Raw genomic sequence first — 23,855 nt, forward strand, 5'->3', positions numbered from 1 at the left:
CGGAGCCGCAGGCCGGGACGGTCCGCTGTGCGTCCTCACTCCCGGCGCAGGCTCCTCACCAGGTCGCGCGGCAGCCCGTGCGTGTCGTGGAGGTAGTGGAAGTCCTCCTCGGTCAGCGGGCCCTGGAAGCGGGGGCGGGCAAGGACGCGGCGGCCGCGTTCCAGGAGGTGGCCGAAGCGGCGCTCCTCGTCGAGCAGGGTCCTGAGCACGTCATCCGGGCTGACGTCCTGGCGGAAGTGGTCCAGGGTGTGCCGGACCAGGTCCTTCGACAGGTCCCCGAGGCTGCGGGAGGCGTCCTGCCGCCACAGCACGGTGAGCACCCGTCGTACCAGGCGGCGCAGCACGTAGCCCCGGCCGGTGCTGGACGGGCGGACGCCGTCGCCGAGCACCACGACGGCCGAGCGCAGATGGTCGCTGACCAGCCGCAGATCGGGCTCCTCCAGGGGCCACAGGGGCGGGACGAGGCGGCGCCAGGGGTCGAAGACGTCGCAGGCGAAGACGGACTGCTCGCCCTGGAGCAGGGCGGCCAGGCGCTCCAGGCCGAGGCCGGTGTCGACGTTGCGCCGGGGGAGAGGCACCAGGGAGCCGTCTCCACGTCGGCGATGGGTCATCGTCACGTGGTTCCACACCTCCACCCAGCGGTCGTCGCGGGTGGGCGTCGACCGCGGCGGGCCGTCGCCGCTCCAGAAGAAGATCTCCGAGTCGGGTCCGCACGGGCCGACGAGGCCGTCGGTGCCGCCACTGCCGGGGTCGTCCGGGCTCTTCGGCCACCAGTTGTCCTCCACCGTGAGTTCCACGGGGACGCCGAGGCCCTGCCACAGCTCGACCGAAGCGGTGTCCGGACCCGTCCGGCCGTCACCGGCGAAGGCGGTGGCGTGCAGCAGGCCCGGGTCGATGCCCAGGCCCTCGGTGAGCAGCCCGTACCCCCAGTCGAGGCTGAGTGGGCCCCCGTAGTCGCCGAGCGACCAGGTGCCCAGCATCTCGAAGACCGTCAGGTGCGTGGCGTCCCCGACCTCGTCCAGGTCCGTGGTGCGCAGACAGCGCTGCACGTTGACCAGGCGCTTCCCCAGGGGATGGGGGCGGCCCTCCAGGTACGGGGTGAGCGGGTGCATGCCGGAGGTCGTGAAGAGGACGGGGTCGCCGGGGGGCGGCAGCAGCGTCGAGCCCGTGATCCGGCGGTGGCCGCGTTCTTCGTAGTACTCGACGAACGTCCTGATGAGGTGGTCCGTACGCATGGGGGTGGCTCCTTCGCGTGGCAGCGGGGGGAGGCACCGGAGAACGGGACCGTTCAGTCACCCGGCCGGGGCCAGAGGCTCCGCGGCACTACCGACGGACCGTTTCCGGTCGCCGGGGGAGAGGACGTCAGGCGGCGGCAACCGGCGAGCTGGTCGCTCGCGCGGTCGCGGTGGTGCTTCGGCCGGTGACGTTCATACGGCGACCCTAGCGCGGGTGCCTCGGCGGAGCACGAGGATTTACGTCGGCGTCGCACCGGCCGGGTCGGGCCGGCGGCATCAGGTCGCTCTCGCTGATGGTGTACGTCAGCGGGGGACTGGAGAAATCCGGGTTCTCGCGACGCCGCAGCCGGTAGAACTCGCTCCTCTGTTCATCGTCGGCCAGGATGAGCCGCGCGCCCTGCGTTCTCCTTCGCCTGCCGGAGAGGGCCCAGGACGATCCTGCGGGTGAAGCGGCGATTCGACGCGACGGAGAAGGCGACCACGCTGTCGTGCGTGACGTGGGACACCTGTGCCGCGTACGTCACGACGCCGCCTGCCCTTTCGCGGACACCAGGCGTGGCCGCGCGAAGTCCGTGTTGTCCACCACCGCGTCCATCCTCGGCAGGGGGTCCACCTCGTCGAGATAGAGGCGCTCCGCCACCAGGTACCGGTCGCGGTGGATCGCCTCCGCGTCCGAGCCCGCCCAGTCCTGGTCGCGTTCCGCGCCGCGGCGTACGGAGAGTTCGGCGTCCACGTCCAGCCAGATCCGGAAGTCCCAGTACGCGTCGATCTCGGGCCGGAACGCGAAGACGCCGTCCACGATGAGGACCGAGTCGGGGGCGAGCGGGGTCGTGTCGGCCGCGTGGCTCTCCTGCGTCAGCGGGTCCAGGGAGCACAGCGCGCAGGCCGTCGCCTCCGGCGAGCGTGCGGGGTCCAGCAGGAGGCGCTTGGCCGAGGCGTAGTCGTACGCGTTGCGGTAGTAGCCCTCGCCCGACTCCCGGTCGTACAGGTGCCGGTCCTTCCACGGGTTCTTGAAGTCGTCCAGCGTGGCCCGGAGCACCGGGCGGCCCGACTCGGCTATCCGCGCCGCCAGTTCGTGGCCGAAGCTCGTCTTCCCCGCTGCCGTGAAGCCGTCGATGCCGACGAGAAGCCGGCCCGGCCCCCGGCTCCGTATGCGGTCCGCCACCGCCTTCGTCAGGGAGCTGCGTTCGGCCGAAGCCGGTGCGGGGCACGGCTGTCGCCAGGTCGAGGGGGAGTGGCTCACGGATGCTGCCTCACGGTGTCCCATCCGCCGATCCTCGCAAAGGCTCCTGGCGGGCCCTCAGGTGGGCCCGTTCGCCCTGGTGGCCGAAGAGGACGAGCAGTTCGACGGTGCGGTCGTCGTCGGGGCCGAGCCAGTGCGGGACATGCGTGTCGAACTCGGCCGCCTCGCCGGGCTTCAGGACGAGCGTCCGCTCGCCCAGGATCAGGCGGAGCCGGCCGGCCAGCACGTACAGCCACTCGAAGCCCTCGTGGGTCCGCAGGGTCGGTTCCGTGCCCGCCGGGCTCGGGCGGATCAGCAGTTTGTGGGCCTGGACCCCTCCCGGGCGGCTCAGCGGTACGTACGTGAGGCCGTCCCTCGTCACCGGGCGGAGGTGGATGCGCGGATCTCCGGTGCGGGGCGCGCCCACCAGTTCGTCCAGCGGGACCGCGTGGACCTCCGCCAGCGGCAGCAGCATTTCCAGTGTCGGCTTGCGCGTGCCGCCCTCCAGGCGGGACAGGGTGCTCTCGTTGATGCCGGTCCGCTCCGCCAGCTCGGCCAGCGTCATGCCGTGCCGGCGCCGCAGTTCGCGCAGGCGGGGGCCCACCGCCGCCAGGACGCCGTCCCGGTCCCTGACGCCCGACACCGATGGTGGCTGTTCTGCCGTGTCTCCCATGCCCCCAGGTTGCCGAAACGGCATGGAAACTTGCAAGGGGGGCAGGCCGCGGCGCACCTTCCTCCCCAGGGAACAGGCTAACGAGAGGAATCAGCCATGAGCAGCGACACCACCGGCACCACCGACTCCGCCGCGTTCTGGGAGGACCACTACGCCGGCGTCGACCCGCGGTGGGGCACCCGGCCCAACGCCGTCCTCGCCGAGGTCGTCACCGCCCTGGCCCCCGAACCGGGCGGTGGAGGCGGTCGTGCGCTCGACCTCGGCTGCGGGCACGGCGGCGACGCCCTCTGGCTCGCCTCGCTCGGCTGGGACGTCACCGCTGTCGACGTCTCGGCGACCGCCCTGGACCGCGTCGCCGCCGGAGCCGCCGCGGCCGGGCTGACCGACCGCGTCCACCCGAGCCGGCACGACCTCGCCCGCTCCTTCCCCGACGGGGCCTTCGACCTCGTCACCGCCTCCTACTTCCACACCCCGGTGGAGATCCCCCGCGAGCAGGTCCTCCGGCGCGCCGCCGAAGCCGTCGGCCCAGGCGGCCTCCTCGTCCTGGTCGAGCACGCCTCGCTCGCCCCCTGGTCCTGGCGGGGCGGCCACGAGGACGTACGGTTCCCCAGCCCCGACGACGTCCTCGCGTCCCTGCGGCTCGACGACGGATGGCACACCGAGCGCTGCCACGCACCCCGGCGCACCGCCACCGGGCCCGGCGGCGAGACGGCGACCGTGACCGACAACGTCATCGCCGTCCGGCGGGGCCGTCCCGCCTGAACTGTCAGAGGCGGGTGGCAGAGTGGAGGCCATCGCAACCGGAGCACCGGAAGGGCCGGGGCGCCGGAAGGGCCGGAGGGGGAGCCGTGGGGGATTACTTCCAGACCGTCGTCGACCGCGATGCCACCGAGGCGGAGGCCGCCCCGCTGGCCGCGCGCGTGGTCGCCTGGCTCGTGGCCGAGGGCGTCATCGGGCCCGACCGCACCGAGCCCGCGCTCGGCAGAGGCCCGGGGTATCCGCCGGGACCGCGTGTCCGGGAGGCCGTCGACAGCAGCGGCTGGGGTGAGCCCTGGCAGGGCGGGCCGCTCCACGTCGACGTCACCCGCACCGTGTTCGACGCCGGGCAGTATGCCGACCCCTCCTCGGCCCGATGCCCGCGCTGCGAGCGGGACATCGCGTTCCACGACAGGGCCCTGCAGGGGATACCGGGGGCCTGGGACCCCTTCTCCGAGGCGATCGAGGACTGGGAGGCGGGCGTCGACGCCCTCGTGCGGTGCGCGCACTGCGATGCGTCGTCCCCCCCTCGTCGACTGGACCGGAATGGGGCACTGCTTCGCCTTCGGCGCTCTCGGCTTCACCTTCTGGGGGTGGCCCGACCTCACTCGGTCCTTCCTCGCGGAGTTCGACCGCCGGCTGGACGGCCACCGTACGGCCGTCGTGAGCGGGAAGATCTGAGGCGCCGGGGACGGGCGGCCTGCCCGCCCGTCCCCGGGACGACGTCCGGCCGGCCCCGAGCCGGCTCAGCCCGCGACGATGTCCTCGTACCCGCTGATCTCGCGCGGGTTCCGCGTGCCCGGACCCACGTACGTCGCCGACGGGCGCACCAGGCGGCCCGTGCGCTTCTGCTCCAGGATGTGCGCCGACCAGCCCGCCGTGCGGGCACAGGTGAACATCGACGTGAACATGTGCGCCGGGACCTCCGCGAAGTCCAGCACGATCGCCGCCCAGAACTCCACGTTCGTCGCCAGGACCCGGTCCGGGCGGCGGTTGTGCAGCTCCTCCAGGGCCGCCTTCTCCAGCGCCTCCGCCACCTCGAACCGCGGGGCCGCCAGCTCGCGGGCCGTGCGGCGCAGGACGCGGGCGCGGGGGTCCTCGGCGCGGTAGACGCGGTGGCCGAAGCCCATCAGGCGCTCGCCCCGGTCCAGGGCCTGCTTCACGTACGCGGTCGCGTCGCCCGTGCGCTCGATCTCCTCGATCATGCCGAGGACCCGGGACGGGGCCCCGCCGTGCAGCGGGCCCGACATCGCGCCCACCGCTCCGGACAGGGCGGCCGCGACGTCCGCGCCCGTCGAGGCGATGACCCGGGCCGTGAACGTCGACGCGTTCATGCCGTGCTCCGCCGCCGACGTCCAGTACGCGTCGACCGCCTTCACGTGCTTCGGGTCCGGCTCCCCGCGCCAGCGGATCATGAAGCGCTCGACCACCGAGTGCGCCTTGTCGATCTCGCTCTGCGGCACCATCGGCAGCCCCTGGCCGCGCGCCGACTGGGCGACGTACGACAGGGCCATCACCGCGGCCCGCGCCAGGTCGTCCCGGGCGGTCGCCTCATCGATGTCCAGCAGCGGCTTCAGGCCCCAGACCGGGGCGAGCATCGCCAGCGCGGACTGGACGTCGACCCGGATGTCACCTGAATGCACGGGGATCGGGAAGGGCTCGGCGGGCGGCAGGCCGGGGTTGAACGCCCCGTCCACCAACAGGCCCCACACATTGCCGAAGGAGACGTGACCGACCAGATCCTCGATGTCGACCCCGCGATAACGGAGCGAACCGCCTTCCTTGTCCGGTTCGGCGATCTCCGTTTCGAACGCGACGACTCCCTCAAGACCGGGTACGAAGTCGGACATCAGGCGGCTCCCTCAGTTCGGCGGGCGACGGGCGGTGCGCGGCGTGCTGGGCTGTGCGGAAGCCACAGCGGCCTGCCCCAAGATATTGGCGGGTTCCTCCGATGCGGGGAAGCGTGACATCCGGCACAGGGCCCCCTTTCGACGGGGCGTGGTTACGGCCCCTCGGCGCCGGGCAGACTCGGCCCCTGCGGCAGGATGGGCCCGTGCCCACACCAGAAGGTTCCACGGGACCCCTCCCGGACGATTCCACCACCGATCCCGCGGCCATGCGCGAGCAGTACCGCTCGGAGGACTTCGTCGAGGGCGACCTCGCCGCCGATCCGATGGAGCAGTTCGCCCGCTGGTTCCGGCAGGTCGCCGTCGGCGGGGTGCTGCACGAGCCCAACGCGATGATCGTCTCCACCGCCGGCCCGGACGGCCGCCCGTCCTCGCGCACGGTGCTGCTCAAGCAGTACGACGACCGGGGCTTCGTCTTCTTCACCAACTACGACTCCCGCAAGGGCCGCGAGCTGACCGCGAACCCCCACGTCTCCCTGCTCTTCCCCTGGCATCCGATGGCCCGCCAGGTGATCGTCGCCGGTACCGCCTCCCGCACCTCCCGCGAGGAGACCGTCGGCTACTTCCGCACCCGCCCGCACGGCTCCCAACTCGGCGCGTGGGCCAGCGCCCAGTCCACCGTCGTGGGCTCCCGCGAGGAGCTGATCGCCCGGTACGAGGAGCTGGCCGCCCGCTACCCCGAGGGCGAGAAGGTCCCGGCCCCACCGCACTGGGGCGGCTTCCGGGTGGTGCCCGAGACGATCGAGTTCTGGCAGGGCCACGAGAACCGGCTGCACGACCGGCTGCGGTACGTCAGGGAGGGCGAAGGGGCGTCCGGGGGCGTGTGGCGGGTGGAGCGGCTCTGCCCGTAACCCCATGAGCTGCGAAGACACCCCGAAAACGCAGAAACCCGCAGGCTCTGGTTCCTCCGTGCACAGAGGAGCCGGCCGGACTTACCGGCGAGCCTGCGGGTCGGTGACTGCTGGGATTGGCCGACGTCCGGCCTTGCACTGCAAAAGAGTGCGACGACGGGCGTCAGCCCGCGGCCACCTCACGAGTCCGAAGAGAAATCACTTCCGGAACACCTCCTTTCCTGTGTGCTCCACAGCCTAGGAGCGCCCCGCACCGGCGTACAACCGATTTGTTTCGCCGGACCGGGCCAGAAGATTTGGGTGAAGTGGATGTGTGCTGGGTCACGTTCGAGTTGAATGGTCTGACGTGCAGCGATACACGCGGTGACGCGTGGGACAACGGCCGACACGTTCTGCGGGAGGTGCGGAGTGGGTGCTTCCAGGAGCAGTGGGACCACCGACGAGCTCGGACCGGACGAGGACTCCGGCGGCGGGCCACCGGGGTGCTCCCCGGATTCCCGGAGCCGGGCCGGCGAGGACGCGATCCCCGGTGCGCCCGACGGCTCCGAGCTGCTGGCGGCGCTGCTCGACGGCATGGACGCGGCGCTCTGCGCGTTCGACGCGGCCGGCACGGTCACCCACTGGAACCGTGAGGCCGAACGCGTCCTCGGCTGGTCGGCGGACGAGGCCGTCGGCCGCAGCGGCTTCGCGGGCTGGGCGGTGCGGCGGGCCGACGCGGACGAGGTGCGGGCCAGGCTGATGTCGGCCATGGAGGCGCCGGGGCGGCAGGTGCACGAGTTCGCGCTGCTGCGCAAGGACGGCGGCCGGGTGCTGGTGCGGACCCAGTCCGCCGGGGTGCGCGGCGCCGACGGGAAGCCGGCCGGGGTCTACTGCGCGTTCAGCGAGGTGCACGCCCAGATCGACCTGGAGCGGGCCATCGCCCTGAGCGAGGTGCTGCTGGAGGACGCGTCCTGGGGCGTGGTCCTCGTCGACGTCGACCTGCGCCCCACCGTCGTCAACGCGCACGCCTCCCGCGCGCTCGGCGGAAGCCGCACCTCCCTCCTCGGCCGCCCGCTCGGTGAGTTGGTGGTCCAGGGCGTCGAGGAGCTGGAGGCCGCCCTGCACCATGTGCTCGCCGAAGGGGCCCCGAGCGCCCCGGCCGACCTTTGGGTGACGCTGCGGACAGCCGAGGGCGAGCGCCGGCGGTGCTGGCGCAGCGGATTCCTGCGGCTCGCCTCGCCGCTGACGGAGGAACCGGTTCCGCTCGGGGTGGGGTGGCTGTTCCAGGACATCACCGCCGCCAAGCTCGCGGAGCAGGAGGCCGACCGGCTGCGGTTCCGCACGAGCCAGCTGCACCGGGCCGCCCGGACGGCCTGCGAGTGCGAGGACCCGATGGAGGCGGCGACCTCCCTGCTGGACTTCGCGCTCGCCGGGTTCGCCGATCACGTCCTGGTCGATCTGGTGGCGGGCGAGCGCCTGGTACGGACGGCCGCCACGCCGTTCGACGCGCCCGGCCCGTGCCTGTTGGTCGCCGGGGGCTCCATCCCGGCCCGGTACTCCCCCGGCCACCCGGCCCTCCAGTCCGTCGAGCGCACCGGCACCGTGCGTACGAGCGCGGGGGCCGGGGCCGCCGCGTCACCGGCCTGGGCCGCGGAGCGCCGCTGGCCCCGGGACGCGGCGCACGCGCTCTGCGCGGTGCTCCGGAGCCGGGGCCGGACGCTGGGCGTGCTGACGTTCCTCCGCGCCGCGAACCGGGCCGCCTTCGAACGTACCGACGCGGCGTACGCGGAGACGGTCGCGGCCCGGGTCGCGGGAGCGGTCGACCTGGCGCAGGTGACGCGGGCTCAGTGACGGTAGAAGATCCGGTCCCGGTTCTCCGTCATGACCCGGCCGTTCCACTCATGGCCGCCGTCCACGTTCCCCGAGCGCAGCATCGGCGGCTCGACGCCCCTGGCCACCAGCCGCTCCACGGCGGCGGCCAGCATCGACTGCATGATCGCGCTGGTCACCACGGTCGAGGCGGGGGCGAAGGGGGCATCGACGCCGGGGGCCGTCAGCTCCGCGTCGCCGATCGCGATCTTGCTGTCCAGGACGATGTCGCAGTGGTCCCGCAGGAAGCCGCCCGAGGCGTGCCGGGACCGGGTGTTCTCCGCGTAAGCGACCGAGGTGACGCCGATGACCTTCAGCCCGAGGGCGCGGGCGTTCTGCGCCATTTCGACCGGCAGGGCGTTGCGCCCGGACAGTGAGACGACCACCAGGAGGTCCCCGGCGGTGGCGGGGCTGGAGTCCAGGACGGCCGAGGCGAGCCCGTCGACCCGCTCCAGCGCCGAGCCGAGCGGCGCGGGCATGACGTCCACGCCGACCACGCCGGGCACGGTGAGCAGGTTCATCAGGGCGAGGCCGCCCGCGCGGTAGACGACGTCCTGGGCGGCCAGCGAGGAGTGGCCCGCGCCGAACGCGAAGAGCCGCCCGCCGGATTCGACGGTGTCCGCGACGGCCGCGCCCGCGGCGGCGATGTTCTCCGCCTCCTCGTCCCGTACCCGCGTCAGCAGGCCGATCGCCGCATCGAAGAACTGACCGGCCAGCTTGCTGTCGCTCATGGGGGAGAGCCCTTTCGACGGGGTGTGGGGCAGGTGTTCGGCGGCCCGGGAATGCCTGTGCCGCCGATCACGTTGCGGTCTGGACCAGTGGGCTGTCAATACCGCCCCGCGTCCCCGCCCGCACCCCCTTCCACCGGGACGCCACGGTTGTCGGCGCTATGCGTCAGAATTGGTGCAGGGCCATCGCACGACGTTCTCTAGTCACTCCATCGAGGGGCACGTATGTCCGGACTGATCGACACCACGGAGATGTATCTCCGCACCATCCTCGAACTGGAAGAGGAAGGCGTCGTCCCCATGCGCGCCCGGATCGCTGAAAGGTTGGACCAGAGCGGTCCGACCGTCAGCCAGACGGTGGCCCGCATGGAGCGCGACGGTCTGGTCCGGGTCGCGGGGGACCGCCATCTGGAGCTGACCGAGGAGGGCCGCCGCCTCGCCACCCGCGTCATGCGCAAGCACCGGCTCGCCGAGTGCCTGCTCGTGGACGTGATCGGCCTGGAGTGGGAGCAGGTCCACGCCGAGGCCTGCCGCTGGGAGCACGTGATGAGCGAGGCGGTGGAGCGGCGGGTGCTGGAGCTGCTGCGCCACCCGACGGAGTCGCCGTACGGGAATCCCATCCCGGGCCTGGAGGAGCTGGGCGAGAAGGCCGAGGCCGAGTCGTTCCTGGACGCCTCCATGGTGAGCCTGGCCGAGCTGGACCCGGGCGCCGAGGGCAAGACCGTGGTGGTGCGGCGGATCGGGGAGCCGATCCAGACCGACGCCCAGCTGATGTACACGCTGCGCAGGGCCGGGGTGCAGCCCGGGTCCGTCGTGAGCGTCACCGAGTCGCCCGGCGGGGTGCTGGTCGGCTCCAGCGGGGAGGCGGCCGAGCTGGACACCGAGGTCGCCTCGCACGTGTTCGTCGCCAAGCGCTGACCGCGCCGCCGCCCGGCGGCCCTGTTGCCGCGCGGCAACACAACCGTGATGTGCGCTCGCCGATTTCCCGTCCGGAACGGCAGCGCCCGGACGCGTCACATGCCAGGCTGATGCCAGGCAGAGGACCTGAGGGTGTCGGCCGGCTCAGGTCGGCACGGTCGGGGAGGGAGCAGGGAATGCGCCCGTCGCACCATCACGCGCACCGCGCGGTTGCCATCGTTGTCGAGACCGCCGGCGGCCGCCCCCGGGCAGGGGGCGGCCCCGGCGTCCGAAGACGCCGGGGCCGTTCCTCCCCTGTGCTGACCCGGAGCCCCGAGCTCTCAAGGTCAACTCCCGCGGGCCCCTGTCCCCGAGCGGCCCGCCTCCCGCTGATGATCTCCCCAGGCCGGGCGGCATCAATCCTTGACCGGTGTCACTCGAACGTGGGGTGTTGGGTGGCGGAACCCCATTTTCGAATATGAGTTCGATAGCCTGGCGGCGCGACCACACGGTGATCGAGGACCAGAAGGGGGTGCCAGGACTATGGTGCGGCGCATCGACGTAACCGGAACCGACGGCGTACGCCTCGCGGCATGGGAGTTCGCCGACCCGCCCAAGGAGCGCGCGGAAGCGGGCGGCGCTCCCGGGGTCTTACTGCTGCACGGACTGATGGGCCGGGCCTCGCACTGGGCCCCGACCGCCCGCTGGCTCGCCGAACGGCACCGCGCGGTCGGCCTCGACCAGCGCGGCCACGGCCGCAGCGACAAGCCCGCCGACGGGCCGTACACCCGCGACGCCTACGTCTCCGACGCCGAGGCCGCGATCGAACAGCTCGACCTCGGCCCGGTCACCGTCGTCGGCCACGCCATGGGAGCGCTCACCGGCTGGCAGCTCGCCGCCAAGCGCCCCGACCTCGTCCGCGCCGTCGTCATCTGCGACATGCGGGCCTCCGCCCTCGGAGCCGCCTCCCAGCGCGAGTGGAGCGACTGGTTCGACTCCTGGCCGCTGCCCTTCGCCACCCTCGCCGACGTACGGAAGTGGTTCGGCGAGGACGACCCCTGGGTGGAGCGCCCGAACCCCGCCCGTGGCGAGTTCTACGCCGAGGTGATGGCCGAGGGCGAGGACGGCTGGCGCCCCGTCTTCTCCCGCCGTCAGATGCTCCGTTCCCGCGCCACCTGGGTCTTCGACGCCCACTGGGAGGAGCTGGCGCAGGTCCGGTGCCCCGCGCTGGTGCTGCGCGGCCTCGACGGGGAGCTGGGCCGTGCCGAGGCCCAGGAGATGGTCCGGGTCCTGCCCCGCGGCCAGTACGCGGAGGTGGCGGACGCCGGCCACCTCGTCCACTACGACCAGCCGGAGGGCTGGCGGGCCGCGGTGGAGCCGTTCCTGGAGCAACTGGCCGAGGACAACCGCGGCGACTGCGAACCGGTCTCGCCGTAGCCCTCGCCCACTGCCGAGGGCGGCGGCTCAGCCCTTGCTGACCGCCGCCAGGATCTCCGGCAGCCGGTTCGCCGTGCGCCCGGCCGCGATCCGCAGCCCCGCCCACCCGGTCAACGCCCCGTACACGAGCCCGCCCGGCACCATCAGCCACAGCGCGTCGTGGTGGTCCGTGACATGCATCCAGACCGTCGGCACGATCACCGGCGCGGACAGCAGCGCGGCGGCCAGCATGCCGCCGAGGATCGAGATCCAGGCCAGACCGCCCTGCCCGGGCACCACGTTCTTGAACGCGCCCTCCTGCGGAATCGAGTACGGGAACAGCGCCGAGGCCACCGCGCCCGTCGCCAGCATCGAGCCCAGCAGCGCGAAGGACAGGCCCAGCGCCCCCGGCAGCGACCGCCAGTCGCCGAGCATCGCCGCCGTCACCCCGCACACGAGCAGCGTGAACGGCAGGGTGAGCAGCAGCAGGACCAGCGCCCGCGCCCGCAGTTCGACGTACGCGTCCCGGGGCGAGGAGATCGTCAGCGCCACCATCCAGAAGGCCGAGGTGTCCTGGCCGAACTGGTTGTACATCTGCATGCCGAGCATCCCGGCGGCGAAGCACGCGAAGTAGACCGAGCCGGTGCCCTGGAGGGCGTTGAGCAGCGGCACGATCGCGCCGACCGCCAGCGCCGTCACCCAGGCCGCCTTGGTCTTCGGGTCCCGGGCCACATACCGCAGGCTGCGCTGCATCACCGTCGCCGTACGGCCCTCCGGCAGCAGCGCCGAAAGGCCGCCCCGGCCGGACGCCTTCTCACGGGTCGGCTCCGCCGCCGCCAGCGTCGAACCGTCCGGCGCGGTCATCAGCTTCACCAGACTCCGCTGCCACATCCACATCAGCGCCACCAGGGTGCCGACCGTGATCAGGAGCTGGGCGACGGCGACCCCGTACGCCCCGTCCGAGGCCGCCTCCACCGACGCCACGGCGGAGGCGCCGGGCAGCCAGCGCACCACGCTCGCCGCCGGGTCCAGCGTGGAGAGCCCGCCCGCCTGCCCGAGCCGCTGCGCGCCGAAGTTGACGAACTGGATGCCCACCGCGATCACCAGCCCGCTGAGCACCGCGAGGTCGCGGCCCTTGCGGGAGTTCAGCAGCCGTACGTTGGCGGTGGCCACCGCCCTCGACAGCGCCACGCACAGCAGCATCGTCAGCGGGACCGCGAGCACCCCGAACACCGCGCCCGCCGCCCCGTGCGCCAGGGCGATCGCCGAGCCGACCACCAGGCACAGGGTGAAGAGCGGGCCGATGCCGATCATCGAGGACACCAGCAGGGCCCGGATCAGCGGCTCGGGCCGCAGCGGCAGCATCACCAGCCGGGTCGGGTCGAGCGTGTCGTCGCCGCTCGGGAAGAACAGCGGCAGCACCGCCCAGCCGAGCGCCACCACTCCCGTGAGCAGCACCACGACGGTGCCCGCGTGGTCGTTGCCGCGCAGCAGGACCAGGCCGAGCACCTGGCCTGCGGCGAGCAGCAGGCTGACGACGAGGGAGGCGATGAACGCCGCCCTGCGCCCCGTCGATTGCCGCAGCCCGTTGCGCAGCAGCGCCAGCTTGAGGCGGACGAAGACCGGGGTCAGGCCCGTCGTCGGCGCGACGGGGGCGGCCGCGGAGACCGGGGCGTCCAGCACGCTCATCGGGAGCCGCCCAGCCAGTCGAGGGAGTCGCCGTTGTCCCGGCCGCCCGCGCCGACCAGTTCGAGGAACGCGTTCTGCAGCGAGGGTGCGTCGCCACGCACCTCGGCCAGCGTGCCCTGCGCCTTGATCCGGCCCGCCGCCATCACGGCGACCCAGTCGCACAGCGACTCGACCAGCTCCATCACATGGCTGGAGAAGACCACGGTCGCCCCGGACCGGGTGTAGCGCTCCAGCACCCCCCGGATGGTCTGCGCCGACACCGGGTCGACGCCCTCGAACGGCTCGTCCAGGAACAGCACTTCGGGGTTGTGGAGCAGGGCCGCCGCCAGCCCGATCTTCTTCCGCATGCCGGTGGAGTAGTCGACGACCAGCTTGTGCTGCGAGCCCGCGAGATCCAGCACGTCCAGCAACTGCGTGGCCCGCTTGTCCACCTCGTCGCCCGGCAGCCCGCGCAACCGGCCGTTGTACGCCAGCAGTTCACGGCCCGAGAGCCGCTCGAACAGCCGCAGCCCCTCCGGCAGCACCCCGATCCGGGACTTCACCTCGACCGGGTCCGTCCACACGTCGTGGCCCGCGACCTCGATCTTCCCCAGGTCGGGCCGCAGCAGCCCGGTGACCATCGAGAGCGTCGTCGTCTTGCCGGCCCCGTTGGGCCCCACCAGGCCGATGAACTTGCCCGCGGGCAGCTCCAGATCGATCCCCGCGACGGCGACCTGTTCCCCGAACCGCTTCCACAGCCCCTGCACACGGACGGCGGGCCGCACCTCGTGCGCCCCGCCTGTCGCCGCTTCCGTCGTCGTACGCGCATCCGCCCGGTCCGGCATGGCACAACCTCTCGATATCCCCACGTGGTGAGGACACCCTACGAAAGGCCCCCGGTCCCTACGAGGTCCGGGCGCGGGCGGCGGCCGCCTCCCGGGCGCAGGCGTACGCCAGCGGGCTGATCAGCTCGTCCACATCGGGCAGCCAGCGGTTGGCGTTGGTGGGCCCGCAGGCCCACTGCACCCCGCCCCGGCCGCCGACCCGGGTGGGCGGGGCGGCGATGTAGTGGCCCTCGCCGCGGCCGGTCAGGTCGATCGCCTCGGCGTTCCAGCCGAGCGCGCGCACCAGTTCGGCGGCCTTGGCGCCGCCGCCCGGCAGCACGAAGAACATCATCCGGCGGTCGGGCGTGCAGGTGACCGGGCCGAGCGTCAGGTCCATCCGCTCCATCCGGGCCAGCGCCAGGAAGCCCGCCGCCTCGGGGACCTCCAGCGCGTCGAAGGCGCGGCCGGTCGGCAGCAGCACCGAGGCGCGGGGCTGCCGGGACCACATGCGCCGGGCCGCGGCACCGCTCCCGGTCGCCTGGCCCGCCCAGTCCGGCCGGTCCGCGTGGGCCCCGGGCAGGGCGCAGCCGGCGTCGCCGCAGGAGCACCGCTCCCCGCCGCCCACCGCCTCCAGCCAGGTGCCGGGGAACACGTCCCAGTGACGCTCTTCCGCATACCGCACCGCGGCGTCGAGCAGCCGCTCGCTCCGCTGCTGAGGGACCTGTGCGGCTTCCGTGACTCCGATGGGCTCTTCCACGCCCAGCACAACTTCCGCCGTCACCTGGGGTTACGGCCTCCCCTGAACCGGGCCCGGCGCATCGATCCTGCACGCGGGGCGCATCGGTGCACGGGCGGGGGCGCGCGTGAGGCGTCGCACCGAAGGGCGGGTAACCACCTCCAGGACCGCCGCCCAGGGCCGCACCCGGCTCTCCGCGCCGGTGCGACGCGCCATGTCCGTACCGAATGCCGATGGAATATGCGCATTTCTTGTGTATGTGCCGGGCAGTGATCCCTTTCACCGATCACTGCACATAACCGATGTTTCAGGGGGACATATGGCTGCAAGGCCTCTCGTAGCCCGCCAGCCCAACGAACGGCTCCAGACGCTCATCCAGGAGGCCGCCTGTTCCAACGCGGGCCTCGCGCGCCGGGTGAACATGGTCGGGGCCGAGCGGGGGCTCGATCTGCGCTACGACAAGACCTCCGTGGCCCGTTGGCTGCGGGGACAGCAGCCCCGGGGCCGCGCTCCGGGGATCATCGCCGAGGCGCTGGGCCGCAAGCTGGGCCGTACGGTCACGATCGACGAGATCGGCATGGCCAACGGCAAGAACCTGTCCTCGGGGGTCGGCCTCCAGTACGCGCCGACCGTCGCCGGGGCCGTCGAGCAGGTCTGCGAGCTGTGGCGCGGCGACGTGGGCCGCCGGGATCTGCTCACCGGGTCGGCGGTCGCCGCCTCCGCGCTCGTGGAGCCCAGCCGGGACTGGCTGATCTCGGGCCCGGACGCCCAGGTCGAGCGGACGGCGGGGGCCCGGGTCGGGATGTCCGACGTGGAGGCGGTGCGGGCGATGACCACCGCGCTCACCGACCTCGACCACCGTTTCGGCAGCGGCCATGTCCGGCCGGTGCTCGTGCACTACCTCAACAGCGTGGTCTCCGGGCTGCTTTCGGGGGCGTACCGCGAACAGGTGGGACGTGAGCTGTTCGCGGCGGTGGCCCGGCTCACCGAGCTCGGCGGCTACATGGCGGTCGACACCGGCCAGCCCGGACTGGCCCAGCGCTACTACATCCAGGCGCTGCGGCTCGCCCAGGCGGCAGGCGACCGGGCGTACGGCGGCTATGTGCTCGCCGCCTCGATGAGCCACCTCGCCGCCCAGCTCGGCAACCCCCGCGAGATCGCCCAACTCGCCCGTGCCGCCCAGGAAGGCGCCCGGGGCCGGGTCACCCCCCGCGCCCAGGCCATGTTCTACGCGGCGGAGGCCCGGGGCCACGCGCTCCTCGGGGACGCCCGGACCTGCCACGCGGTGGCGGGGCGGGCCGTCGCCGCGCTGGAGCAGGCCGATCCGGACGCCGGTGACGACCCGGTCTGGATCCGGCACTTCGACACCGGCTATCTCGCGGACGAACTGGCCCACTGCCACCGGGATCTGGGGCAGCCGCACGAGGCGGCCCGGCGGGCCAAGGAGGCCCTGGCCGCGCTGCCGGAGACCCGGGCCCGGCGCCGGGGCATCGCGCTGGTGCTGCTGGCCTCGGCTCAGGTGCAGCAGCGGGAGGTGGAGCGGGCCTGCCACACGGGGACCCGGGCGATGGAACTGCTGTCGACGGTGCGCTCCAGCCGGGGCGCCGAGTATCTCGACGACCTCCAGCAGCGGCTGACACCCTTCGGCGAGGAGCCCGCGGTGCGGGAGTTCGGCGAGCGGCTGGAGCTCCAGGCTGCGTGAGGAAGAGGCGGTCGTCCGGGGCGGGCCGGGCCGCCCGGGACCTCGCGCGGCGGTCCGGCCTATAACAGCGTCGTCGGGCCGCGCGGTGTTACCCCCCCTGTGAAGGGGTGGTGAGGGGCACCACGCGCTTGGCGGAGGCGGGCGACCACCCGATAGCGTGAGTCGACGATTCCGTAGGTTCACACGTAGGAGTCCCGGTGACGCAGAGCGGACAGGGCGGCGAGCATCAGCTCCCCGCCGCACGACCCGCGCACGAGGGTGTCGTGCTGCCCGCCGACGGCGGAGCCCCCTGGACCCCGGGGGCGCCCCCGGACGGACAGGGCGGGCAGGGCGCTCCCGCGGGCGGTGAGCCGTGGGGTCAGACCTGGGGACCCCAGTCCGCCGGGCCGCAGCCGGACCAGCGGGCGCAGGGCGGCTACGGCTACCCGCAGGCGCAGCCCCTGCCGCCCGGGCAGCAGCAGCCGGGCCCGGAGTCGTACCAGCAGCCCGGGGCGTACCAGCAGCCCGGCTCCTATCAGCAGCCGCAGCAGCCCGGGCCGTACCAGTCGCCGTACCAGCAGCACCAGCCCCCCTCCCAGCCGCTCCCGTACGCGCAGCCGCTGCCGCCGGAGGCCGGGCCGGGCGGGGACGCGGACGCCACGCAGTACATCGCGCCCGTCCCGGGCGGTCCCGGGCCCGTGGGGCCGCAGCCGGGCGGCGGGGACGCCGACGCGACCCAGTACATACCCCCGGTGCCGGGCGGAGCCCCGTACGGGATCAGGCCGGGCGCGCCGGGGGACCGGCAGCCCCCCGCGGAGTTCGACAACCTGTTCCGCAGCGAGGAACCGGCGGGTGCCACGCAGCAGATGCCGCAGTTCGACGCGGGGCAGCAGCCCCCGCCCCCGTACCAGCAGCAGGGCCACCAGCCCCAGCACCCGTCCCAGGGCGGCGCGTTGCCGCCGCAGGCGTCCGGCGGCTACCCGTCGGGCCTCCAGGGCCGCGCGGCGGAGGACGGGGCGGTTCCGCAGCAGAGCGGCGAGGTGCCGCGCCGGCGGTCCGCGCACGTTCCGCTGATCGCCGCGGTCGTCGTCGGGTGCGCGGTCATCGGCCTCGGCGCGGGCGCGTTGATGAGCGGCGGCGACGACTCCGGCAAGGACGACAAGCAGCCGGTCGCCGCGCAGAGTTCACCGGCCGGGGCGGAGCCCACGGCCAAGGCGGCGGTCGACCCGGCGAAGCCGCAGGCCGAGGCGTTGGACAAGCTGCTGGCCGACAGCAACAACAGCCGGGCCACGGTGATCGGCGCGGTCGAGAAGATCAAGTCCTGCAAGGACCTGGACCGGGCGGACGCCGACCTCAGGGGCGCCGCCCAGCAGCGCCGCGACCTGGTGACCCGCCTCGACGGCCTGACCGTCGACAAGCTCCCGCAGAACGCGAAGCTGACGGCCGCGCTGAACCGGGCGTGGAAGGCCTCGGCGGCGGCCGACGACCACTACGCCGCCTGGGCGCGGCAGGCCAAGAAGAACAAGTCCGTCTGCAAGGGCGGCCAGGCCCGGTCGACGAACGAGACGGCCAAAGCGAACAACCAGAGCGGGGTGGCCACCCAGGCCAAGCGCGAGGCGTCCACCCTCTGGAACGCGATCGCGGGCGAGTACGGCCTGACCGAGCACACGCCCACCGAGCTCTGAGAGGCCCTAGCTGCGCGGGGCGTCCGTCAGGGCGTCCGCGACGTCCACGAAGCCCTTCTTCTGGGCCGTGAGGCGGCCCTCGCGGACCACCTGGAACGTCACCTTCGTGTTGACGATGCGCGGGTAGCCCAACGTGCCGACGAGGTCCTTGAAGCGCCAGCGGAGCGTCGGGGTCAGGCCCCCGGTGTCGACCTCGACGCCCCCGTTGAGCGCGGCCACGACCCGGCCCGGGGTGACGTCCTCGCCGCCGATCGCCCGGACGGCCGCCCGCAGTGAGGTGTACGCGATCCACGTCGTCTGTACGGCGGTGTCGTCCGGGTCGATCCGGTTGTCTCCGAAGGCGTACTTCTCGATCACGTCGCGCATCTGCTGCCACCGCGCGTTCTTCGCGTCCGGGTACCAGCCGGTGACGTAGGCGCCCTCGAAGGGGCTGTTCCGGCCGCCCGTGCGGTTGATGAGCGGCTGGCTGACGCTGCCCAGCACCGAGGAGATCCTGACCTGCTGTCCGTCCGGCTCCAGCCGGCGGAAGGAGTCGAAGAACGTCTCCGTGCGGGCGCCGAGCACCGCCGTCACACAGCCGCCGCCGGACCGCTCCAGCGCCTGCGCGGCCTGCTCGTCGTAGGACGTGGCGTCCAGTGGGGCCAGGATGTCGGTGGAGGCGGGCCGGTCGGCGGCCATCAGCCCGTTGTTGAGGAGCGGCGGCATGCCGTCGCCGCCGATCGAGTCGGGCCGCACCAGCGAGACCCGGGTGCAGCTGCCGCCCAACTGCCGTCCGTGGCCCGCCAGCAGGGCCGACTGGCCGCCGTTGACCGGGTAGGAGAGGTAGCTGCTGAACTCCTCGGTGGAGGCGCCGTAACCGCCGATGTACGGGACGCCGCCCGCCTCCAGCGCGGGCATGAAGCTCTGCCCGTGGCTGCTGTACGAACCGACGACGGCGGCCACCTTCTTGTCGACGGCCTCCCGCGCGCACCGCTCTGCGCCGATCGAGGTGTCGCCCTCGTCGCAGACGATCACCCGCAGCTCGCGCCCGTCGATGCCGCCGGTGTCGTTGACCCAGCGGGCGTACGCCTGCGCCATCGCGGGCACTCCGGCCATCTTCACCGCGTTGATGTCCTCGGACCGGTCGGGGGCCCAGGTCATCACGGTGACGGGCTCCCTGGATCCCCCCGTGGCCCCAGGGAGCCCGCCGCAACCGGACAGCAGGACCGCCCCCGCCGCCGCCGCGCTGATGACGCCAGGGAAGGGGCGGGGAAAGGTGGGCCGTCGCCGTCCGGTCATGGAAAGGGACCCTTCCGGGCTCGGGGTAACGGCGCGGTGTGCCCCCCTCAACGCTCGGTGACGTCCAGGTGAATTGCGGGGGTCCGTGCGGAGGTGCGGTGAAGGAACGTACGATCGACCACCGTGCAGCAAGGTTCGGAGAACTCTTCCCGTCGCGGCCGTCGCTCCTCCACCATGGGCGGCATGCCGCTCACTGACATGCCGTGGTGGCGCTGGCGCACCAACGTGCGCTCGGCGCTGCACATGCTCTCCGACCCCGTCTTCCATCACGAGTGCTGGCTCGCCGGCCGGGAGGGGTACGGGGACGTCACCGACGCCGTGTACCGCCTGGTCGAGGACACCTGGCTCGACAACTGGTCCGCAGAGAAATACGTCGGCACCATATTCAGGGACTCCGCCGAGGCCGCCGCCGTGGACGCCGCCGCCCTGCGGGTGCTGCGGATCATGCACCAGGTCGGCGCGGACGCCCCCGTCTCCGCCTACCTGGAGCACCACGGCTGGCCCGATGCCGTCCACGCGGCCCGCGAGGCCCATGTGATGCTCGCCACCAACGATGCGGAGGATCCGGACATACCGCCCCGCTCGCTGGATGTCATCCGCATCATGACCAGGGCCGCCTAGCGGGCGGCGGGTGTGGCACGCTACAAGGATGACCGCGCCACAGCCCGCCTCCGCCGCCATCTCGGACGCCGCCGCGACCGAGCAGTACGTCCTCACGCTCTCCTGCCCCGACAAACAGGGCATCGTGCACGCCGTGTCGAGCTATCTCTTCATGACCGGCTGCAACATCGAGGACAGCCAGCAGTTCGGGGACCACGACACGGGTCTGTTCTTCATGCGCGTCCACTTCTCGGCGGACGCCACCGTGACCGTGGACAAGCTGCGCGCCAGCTTCGCCGCGATCGGCGAGGCCTTCCGGATGGAGTGGCAGATCCACCGGTCGGACGAGAAGATGCGGATCGTGCTGATGGTCAGCAAGTTCGGCCACTGCCTCAACGACCTGCTGTTCCGCTCCCGTACGGGCGCGCTGCCGGTCGAGATCGCGGCCGTCGTCTCCAACCACACGGACTTCGCCGAGCTCACCGCCTCGTACGGCATCCCCTTCCGGCACCTGCCGGTGACGAAGGACAGCAAGCCGGAGGCCGAGGCGCGGCTGCTGGAGCTGGTCCGCGAGGAGGACGTCGAGCTGGTCGTCCTGGCCCGCTACATGCAGGTCCTCTCCGACGACCTGTGCAAGCAGCTCAGCGGCCGGATCATCAACATCCACCACTCCTTCCTGCCGAGCTTCAAGGGCGCCAAGCCCTACCACCAGGCGCACGCCCGGGGCGTGAAGCTGATCGGCGCGACCGCGCACTACGTCACCGCCGACCTCGACGAGGGCCCGATCATCGAGCAGGAGGTCGAGCGCGTCGGCCACGACGTCACCCCCGACCAGCTGGTCGCCATCGGCCGGGACGTGGAGTGCCAGGCGCTGGCGCGTGCGGTGAAGTGGCACGCGGAGCGGCGCGTCCTGCTCAACGGCCGCCGTACGGTGGTCTTCGCGTAGCGGGTCGGCCCGGCCAGGTCCTCCGGGGCCGGCCGAGGCGGCGCGGCCGGTGTCAGAGGCGGCTGAGCGAAGCCGCCGCGCACAGCACGTCGCGGATGGCCTCGCGGTCGCCCTCCTGGCCCGCCGCCGCTTCGACCGGCGAGATGTGGCCCGCGACGAGCCGGCAGAACTCGACCCCGTCCAGCGCGACCTGTGCCACGGCGCGCTCGGGCGCGCCGAGGGCGGCCGGGGAGTCCAGTGCGATGTACCAGTCGCCTCCGCCGTGGCCCTCGATCTCCAGGTGGAGCGAGCGGCCCGGCGCACCGGCCGTGACGAGGTCCTTCGCCGGTGGGGCCAGTCCGGCGCTGCGGCGGCCCGCGAGGGCGGCCGGAAGCATCCGGGCCGCCAGGTCGATCATCCGGTGCAGATGGGCGGCGGACGGGGCCGGGTACGGGTAGTCGACGGCGTCGGCTATGTCCCCGCCGTGCACCCAGCACTCGAACGCCCGGTCCAGAGCGGCGTCCTGGAACGGCAGGGCGAAGGCACCGTACGAGACGGAGGTCTCGGCGGCGTTCCGCCCGGCGAAGGACGCCGTACGGATCAGCTCGTGGCTCTGCGCCCGCCAGGGCTCACGGACGGCCCGGGTGGGCGGCCGGCACGTTGCCGACCAGTACGTCTCGGTCCGCTCGGTGGGGTCCAGCGGCACCCGGCCGCCGTCGAGCGGGTCGTCGAGCCCGAGCGCGGCGGACAGCAGCCCGTCGACGGCCATCAGATGCCCGATCACCCCGGCGACCGTGGTCCGGCGGCTGACCTGGCGCTCCTCCTCGAACCACCGCAGGCGCACCGGGGCGTGCCATTCGGAGTCCCCGATGTCGCGGAGGAGCGCGTCGAGCCGGGCGGTCTCGGCGTCGTACGGGGCGGCCCACTCCGGCACCGGGATCCGGGCCGGGCGGCGGCCGAAGCAGCCGTCCAGCACCCGGGTGCGGAGCGTCGGGTCGAGGTCCAGGGAGCCGTCGGTGTGCAGCAGTCCCACCGCGTCCCGCAACCGCAGCGCCTCGTCCGCGCACGGGGCGCACCCGGTGAGGTGGTCCTCCACGGCAGCGGTCTCCTCCGCCGAGCAGGCGGACAGCGCCCAGGCGCCGAGGAGGGCCTTGAGGACCTGGTGGGGGAGGACGACCGGGGCGGAGCTCACGAGGGGGTCCGGCTCGTCGGGCGGCTCCGGCGCGCCGTCTGCCGGTTCGGAGTCGGGCTCGGGACCTGGCTCGGGCCAGGCAACCGCCGCCGGACCGGGCTCGGGATCCGCCTCCGCGACGGCGGGTTCCGGCTCAGGGCCGGGCTCGGGTTCCGGCTCAGGCCCGCGCTCCGGTTCCGTCCTCGGGGCCGCCTGTTCCGGTACGGCGTCGTCCGGGGCCGTACCGCCGGGCGGCGGCAGGGGAGGCAGCGGGACGGACGCCAGGTCGAGGTCGTCCGCCGCCCCGCGCGGGCCCGGTATCCGCCGGGCGCCGCGCACCTCCTCCTCGCCGCCCTCGCTCTCGCGTCCGTCGCCGTTCACCGGACCCGTCCGTAACCGGGTGGCGCGGACCCTTCGAGCGGGCGGGCGTTCGCCGTGGAGAGCAGTTGGAGCCCCAGCCGGAGCCGGCGGCGCGCCTCGTCCTCGGTGACCCCGAGATCGGCTGCGGTCTGCCGGTAGTCCCGCCGGTATGTGTAGGCCAGCTCCAGGGCCTCCCGCAGCGGTACGGGCATCGAGGAGACGATGTAGTCGGCGCGGGCGGCGGCCGTGGCGCTGCGGACCCGCCGCTCCAGTTCCTCCGGATCGGGCACCGCGCCCTCGCCGTGCTCCGCCTCGTACCGGGAGGCCGCCGCGCGGCGCAGGCACTGGACGGACCGGCTGTGGGTGAGGCGGGCCACCCAGGAGCGCATCGAGCCCTGCTTCGGGTCGTACGCCTCGGGGTTCTCCCAGACCTGGGCGAAGACCTCGCGGGTCACCAGGTCGGCGGCGTCCTCGTCGTCGAGCATCCGGTGCGCCTGGCTGTGGACGAGGGCCGCGAACCGGTCGTAGAGCTCGCCGAGCGCCGCCGCCTCACCGCGGGCCAGCCTCTGCTGCATCCTGCGGTCCCAGCGGGGCGCCGTGTCCTTCGCCATGAACCCCCCAGCCCCCGGCCTGTCCTGCCCAGCTCCGTGTTGCACCCTGTGCCCGTGAGGACCGAATGTAGTCCGCCGGGTGTCCGGTGCACGCGCCTTTGAGGCAACTCTCTTCCCGCTGCGCGTGGCCGACGACGGTAGTCCATTTCCGGCCCGGATGCCTCCCCTGCCGCTCTGATCAGCGGAAACGGGCCGAACCGCGCCTTTCCACCGGAAACCTCCTGGGCCTTGATGGGTGCTTCGGTGTTTCATGGGGGTGCGGTTGGGCAGCCGCGATGAGGAACGGAAACTTCCGGATTGCCGGGAGCCCCGGAACGAGAGGTCCAGTCGTGACGCTCAAGGTGGACGAGGCAGAGCAGGGCTCCTGGACCGTGCTGCGCATAAGCGGTGAACTCGATCTGGTGACCTCGCCCGTCGTACGCCAGTCCGTCCACGAAGCGGTCGCGGAGGGGCAGCACGATGTGGTGCTCGACCTGTCGGAGGTGTTCTTCTGCGACTCCAGCGGCGTCGGTGTGCTGATCGCCTCCCGCCGGCTGATGAAGTCCTGCGGCGGCAGGCTGCGGCTGATCCTCCCGGCCCGGGGCGCGGAGGACGGCTCGCACGTCAACAAGGTGCTCGGCGCGCTCGGCGTGCGCCGGCTCTTCGACGTCTACCCCGACGCGCTGTCGGCCGCCGACGAGAAGTGCAGGCCGCTGAGCGCCTGAAGCGGCGCCCGCCGGTGCGAGGTTGTCACACAGGAACAGCTTCTCGGTGACACGTGAGGGCTCCCGGCGACGTACGCTC

The 23,855-nt window shown here is 73.1% G+C and carries 22 protein-coding genes; 11 read left to right on the forward strand and 11 right to left on the reverse strand.

Features of this window, described 5'->3' with window-relative positions; all coding sequences use genetic code 11:
* Positions 1-35: 35 nt before the first annotated feature.
* From RNL97_RS19050 to RNL97_RS19060, 3 genes are all read right to left on the reverse strand, one after another.
* On the reverse strand, positions 36-1,235 hold the full coding sequence (locus RNL97_RS19050) for an alanine--tRNA ligase-related protein (protein ID WP_313750980.1): 1,200 nt from the start codon (positions 1,233-1,235) through the stop codon (positions 36-38).
* A 520-nt stretch (positions 1,236-1,755) separates the two neighbouring features.
* Positions 1,756-2,478 carry a nucleoside/nucleotide kinase family protein gene (locus RNL97_RS19055; protein WP_234313505.1) on the reverse strand — a complete coding sequence of 241 codons (723 nt, stop codon included), beginning with the start codon at positions 2,476-2,478 and terminating at the stop codon, positions 1,756-1,758.
* Between the two features lie 10 nt (positions 2,479-2,488).
* Positions 2,489-3,130 (reverse strand): helix-turn-helix domain-containing protein, encoded by a 642-nt coding sequence (locus RNL97_RS19060; RefSeq protein WP_050500193.1) that lies wholly within the window; start codon positions 3,128-3,130, stop codon positions 2,489-2,491.
* Between the two features lie 96 nt (positions 3,131-3,226).
* Between RNL97_RS19060 and RNL97_RS19065 the strand changes: the two genes are divergently transcribed.
* A complete protein-coding gene (locus RNL97_RS19065; RefSeq protein ID WP_030591486.1) occupies positions 3,227-3,892 on the forward strand; it encodes an SAM-dependent methyltransferase in 666 nt (221 codons plus the stop codon).
* A gap of 507 nt (positions 3,893-4,399) precedes the next feature.
* Positions 4,400-4,567, forward strand: coding sequence for a hypothetical protein (locus tag RNL97_RS19070; RefSeq protein WP_313750981.1), 168 nt, complete (start codon positions 4,400-4,402; stop codon positions 4,565-4,567).
* 65 nt (positions 4,568-4,632) lie between these two features.
* On the opposite strand, the gene RNL97_RS19075 is transcribed toward RNL97_RS19070, so the two are convergent.
* Positions 4,633-5,736 (reverse strand): citrate synthase 2, encoded by a 1,104-nt coding sequence (locus RNL97_RS19075; protein ID WP_010061084.1) that lies wholly within the window; start codon positions 5,734-5,736, stop codon positions 4,633-4,635.
* A 266-nt stretch (positions 5,737-6,002) separates the two neighbouring features.
* On the opposite strand from RNL97_RS19075, the gene pdxH reads away from it, so the two are divergent.
* Entirely contained in the window at positions 6,003-6,644 is a 642-nt protein-coding gene (gene pdxH, locus RNL97_RS19080; RefSeq protein WP_243316373.1) for a pyridoxamine 5'-phosphate oxidase, read from the forward strand.
* Positions 6,645-7,052: 408 nt separating this feature from the next.
* Complete coding sequence (locus tag RNL97_RS19085; RefSeq protein ID WP_243314731.1) at positions 7,053-8,474, forward strand: PAS domain-containing protein; 1,422 nt, start codon at positions 7,053-7,055, stop codon at positions 8,472-8,474.
* On the opposite strand, the gene RNL97_RS19090 is transcribed toward RNL97_RS19085, so the two are convergent.
* Positions 8,468-9,223 (reverse strand): SIS domain-containing protein, encoded by a 756-nt coding sequence (locus tag RNL97_RS19090; protein ID WP_030591498.1) that lies wholly within the window; start codon positions 9,221-9,223, stop codon positions 8,468-8,470. The two genes, RNL97_RS19085 and RNL97_RS19090, sit on opposite strands and share 7 nt — an antisense overlap.
* Positions 9,224-9,445: 222 nt before the next feature.
* Between RNL97_RS19090 and RNL97_RS19095 the strand changes: the two genes are divergently transcribed.
* Complete coding sequence (locus tag RNL97_RS19095) at positions 9,446-10,138, forward strand: metal-dependent transcriptional regulator (protein WP_030591501.1); 693 nt, start codon at positions 9,446-9,448, stop codon at positions 10,136-10,138.
* Positions 10,139-10,660: 522 nt separating this feature from the next.
* Entirely contained in the window at positions 10,661-11,554 is an 894-nt protein-coding gene (locus RNL97_RS19100) for an alpha/beta fold hydrolase (RefSeq protein ID WP_030591504.1), read from the forward strand.
* Between the two features lie 27 nt (positions 11,555-11,581).
* Here the strand turns inward: RNL97_RS19100 and RNL97_RS19105 are convergent, their stop codons facing one another.
* Genes RNL97_RS19105 through RNL97_RS19115 form a run of 3 tightly spaced genes read right to left on the reverse strand, consistent with a single transcriptional unit; the run spans position 11,582 to position 14,791 of the window.
* Positions 11,582-13,222, reverse strand: coding sequence for a hypothetical protein (locus RNL97_RS19105; protein WP_030591507.1), 1,641 nt, complete (start codon positions 13,220-13,222; stop codon positions 11,582-11,584).
* Complete coding sequence (locus tag RNL97_RS19110) at positions 13,219-14,046, reverse strand: ABC transporter ATP-binding protein (protein WP_030591509.1); 828 nt, start codon at positions 14,044-14,046, stop codon at positions 13,219-13,221. The genes RNL97_RS19105 and RNL97_RS19110 overlap by 4 nt, the downstream gene beginning before the upstream one ends.
* 58 nt (positions 14,047-14,104) lie before the next feature.
* Entirely contained in the window at positions 14,105-14,791 is a 687-nt protein-coding gene (locus RNL97_RS19115; RefSeq protein ID WP_030591513.1) for a bifunctional DNA primase/polymerase, read from the reverse strand.
* A 289-nt stretch (positions 14,792-15,080) separates the two neighbouring features.
* Between RNL97_RS19115 and RNL97_RS19120 the strand changes: the two genes are divergently transcribed.
* Positions 15,081-16,463: a hypothetical protein gene (locus tag RNL97_RS19120; protein ID WP_030591517.1), complete on the forward strand. Its 1,383-nt coding sequence runs from the start codon at positions 15,081-15,083 to the stop codon at positions 16,461-16,463.
* A 197-nt stretch (positions 16,464-16,660) separates the two neighbouring features.
* A complete protein-coding gene (locus tag RNL97_RS19125; protein WP_030591520.1) occupies positions 16,661-18,127 on the forward strand; it encodes a hypothetical protein in 1,467 nt (488 codons plus the stop codon).
* A gap of 6 nt (positions 18,128-18,133) precedes the next feature.
* On the opposite strand, the gene RNL97_RS19130 is transcribed toward RNL97_RS19125, so the two are convergent.
* Positions 18,134-19,405 (reverse strand): ABC transporter substrate-binding protein, encoded by a 1,272-nt coding sequence (locus RNL97_RS19130; RefSeq protein ID WP_030578503.1) that lies wholly within the window; start codon positions 19,403-19,405, stop codon positions 18,134-18,136.
* A gap of 174 nt (positions 19,406-19,579) precedes the next feature.
* Here RNL97_RS19130 and RNL97_RS19135 point away from each other — a divergent pair, with 174 nt between their 5' ends.
* Positions 19,580-20,026, forward strand: coding sequence for an SCO4402 family protein (locus tag RNL97_RS19135; RefSeq protein WP_030578501.1), 447 nt, complete (start codon positions 19,580-19,582; stop codon positions 20,024-20,026).
* Positions 20,027-20,054: 28 nt separating this feature from the next.
* Positions 20,055-20,951, forward strand: a complete 897-nt coding sequence (gene purU / locus RNL97_RS19140) for a formyltetrahydrofolate deformylase (protein WP_030578499.1) — start codon at positions 20,055-20,057, stop codon at positions 20,949-20,951.
* Positions 20,952-21,003: 52 nt separating this feature from the next.
* Here the strand turns inward: purU and RNL97_RS19145 are convergent, their stop codons facing one another.
* Both RNL97_RS19145 and RNL97_RS19150 read right to left on the reverse strand, forming a co-directional pair.
* Positions 21,004-22,482: a zf-HC2 domain-containing protein gene (locus RNL97_RS19145; RefSeq protein ID WP_243314734.1), complete on the reverse strand. Its 1,479-nt coding sequence runs from the start codon at positions 22,480-22,482 to the stop codon at positions 21,004-21,006.
* The gene (locus RNL97_RS19150) at positions 22,479-23,072 is read right to left on the reverse strand and encodes an RNA polymerase sigma factor (protein WP_030578495.1); all 594 of its coding nucleotides are present in this window, start codon (positions 23,070-23,072) and stop codon (positions 22,479-22,481) included. Before RNL97_RS19150 ends, RNL97_RS19145 begins: the two co-directional genes overlap by 4 nt.
* Before the next feature lie 329 nt (positions 23,073-23,401).
* Between RNL97_RS19150 and RNL97_RS19155 the strand changes: the two genes are divergently transcribed.
* Positions 23,402-23,776 (forward strand): STAS domain-containing protein, encoded by a 375-nt coding sequence (locus tag RNL97_RS19155; RefSeq protein WP_030578493.1) that lies wholly within the window; start codon positions 23,402-23,404, stop codon positions 23,774-23,776.
* Positions 23,777-23,855 lie beyond the last annotated feature (79 nt).

The organism is Streptomyces parvus (assembly GCF_032121415.1).
In the GTDB taxonomy this organism is placed as follows: Bacteria; Actinomycetota; Actinomycetes; order Streptomycetales; family Streptomycetaceae; genus Streptomyces; species Streptomyces globisporus_A.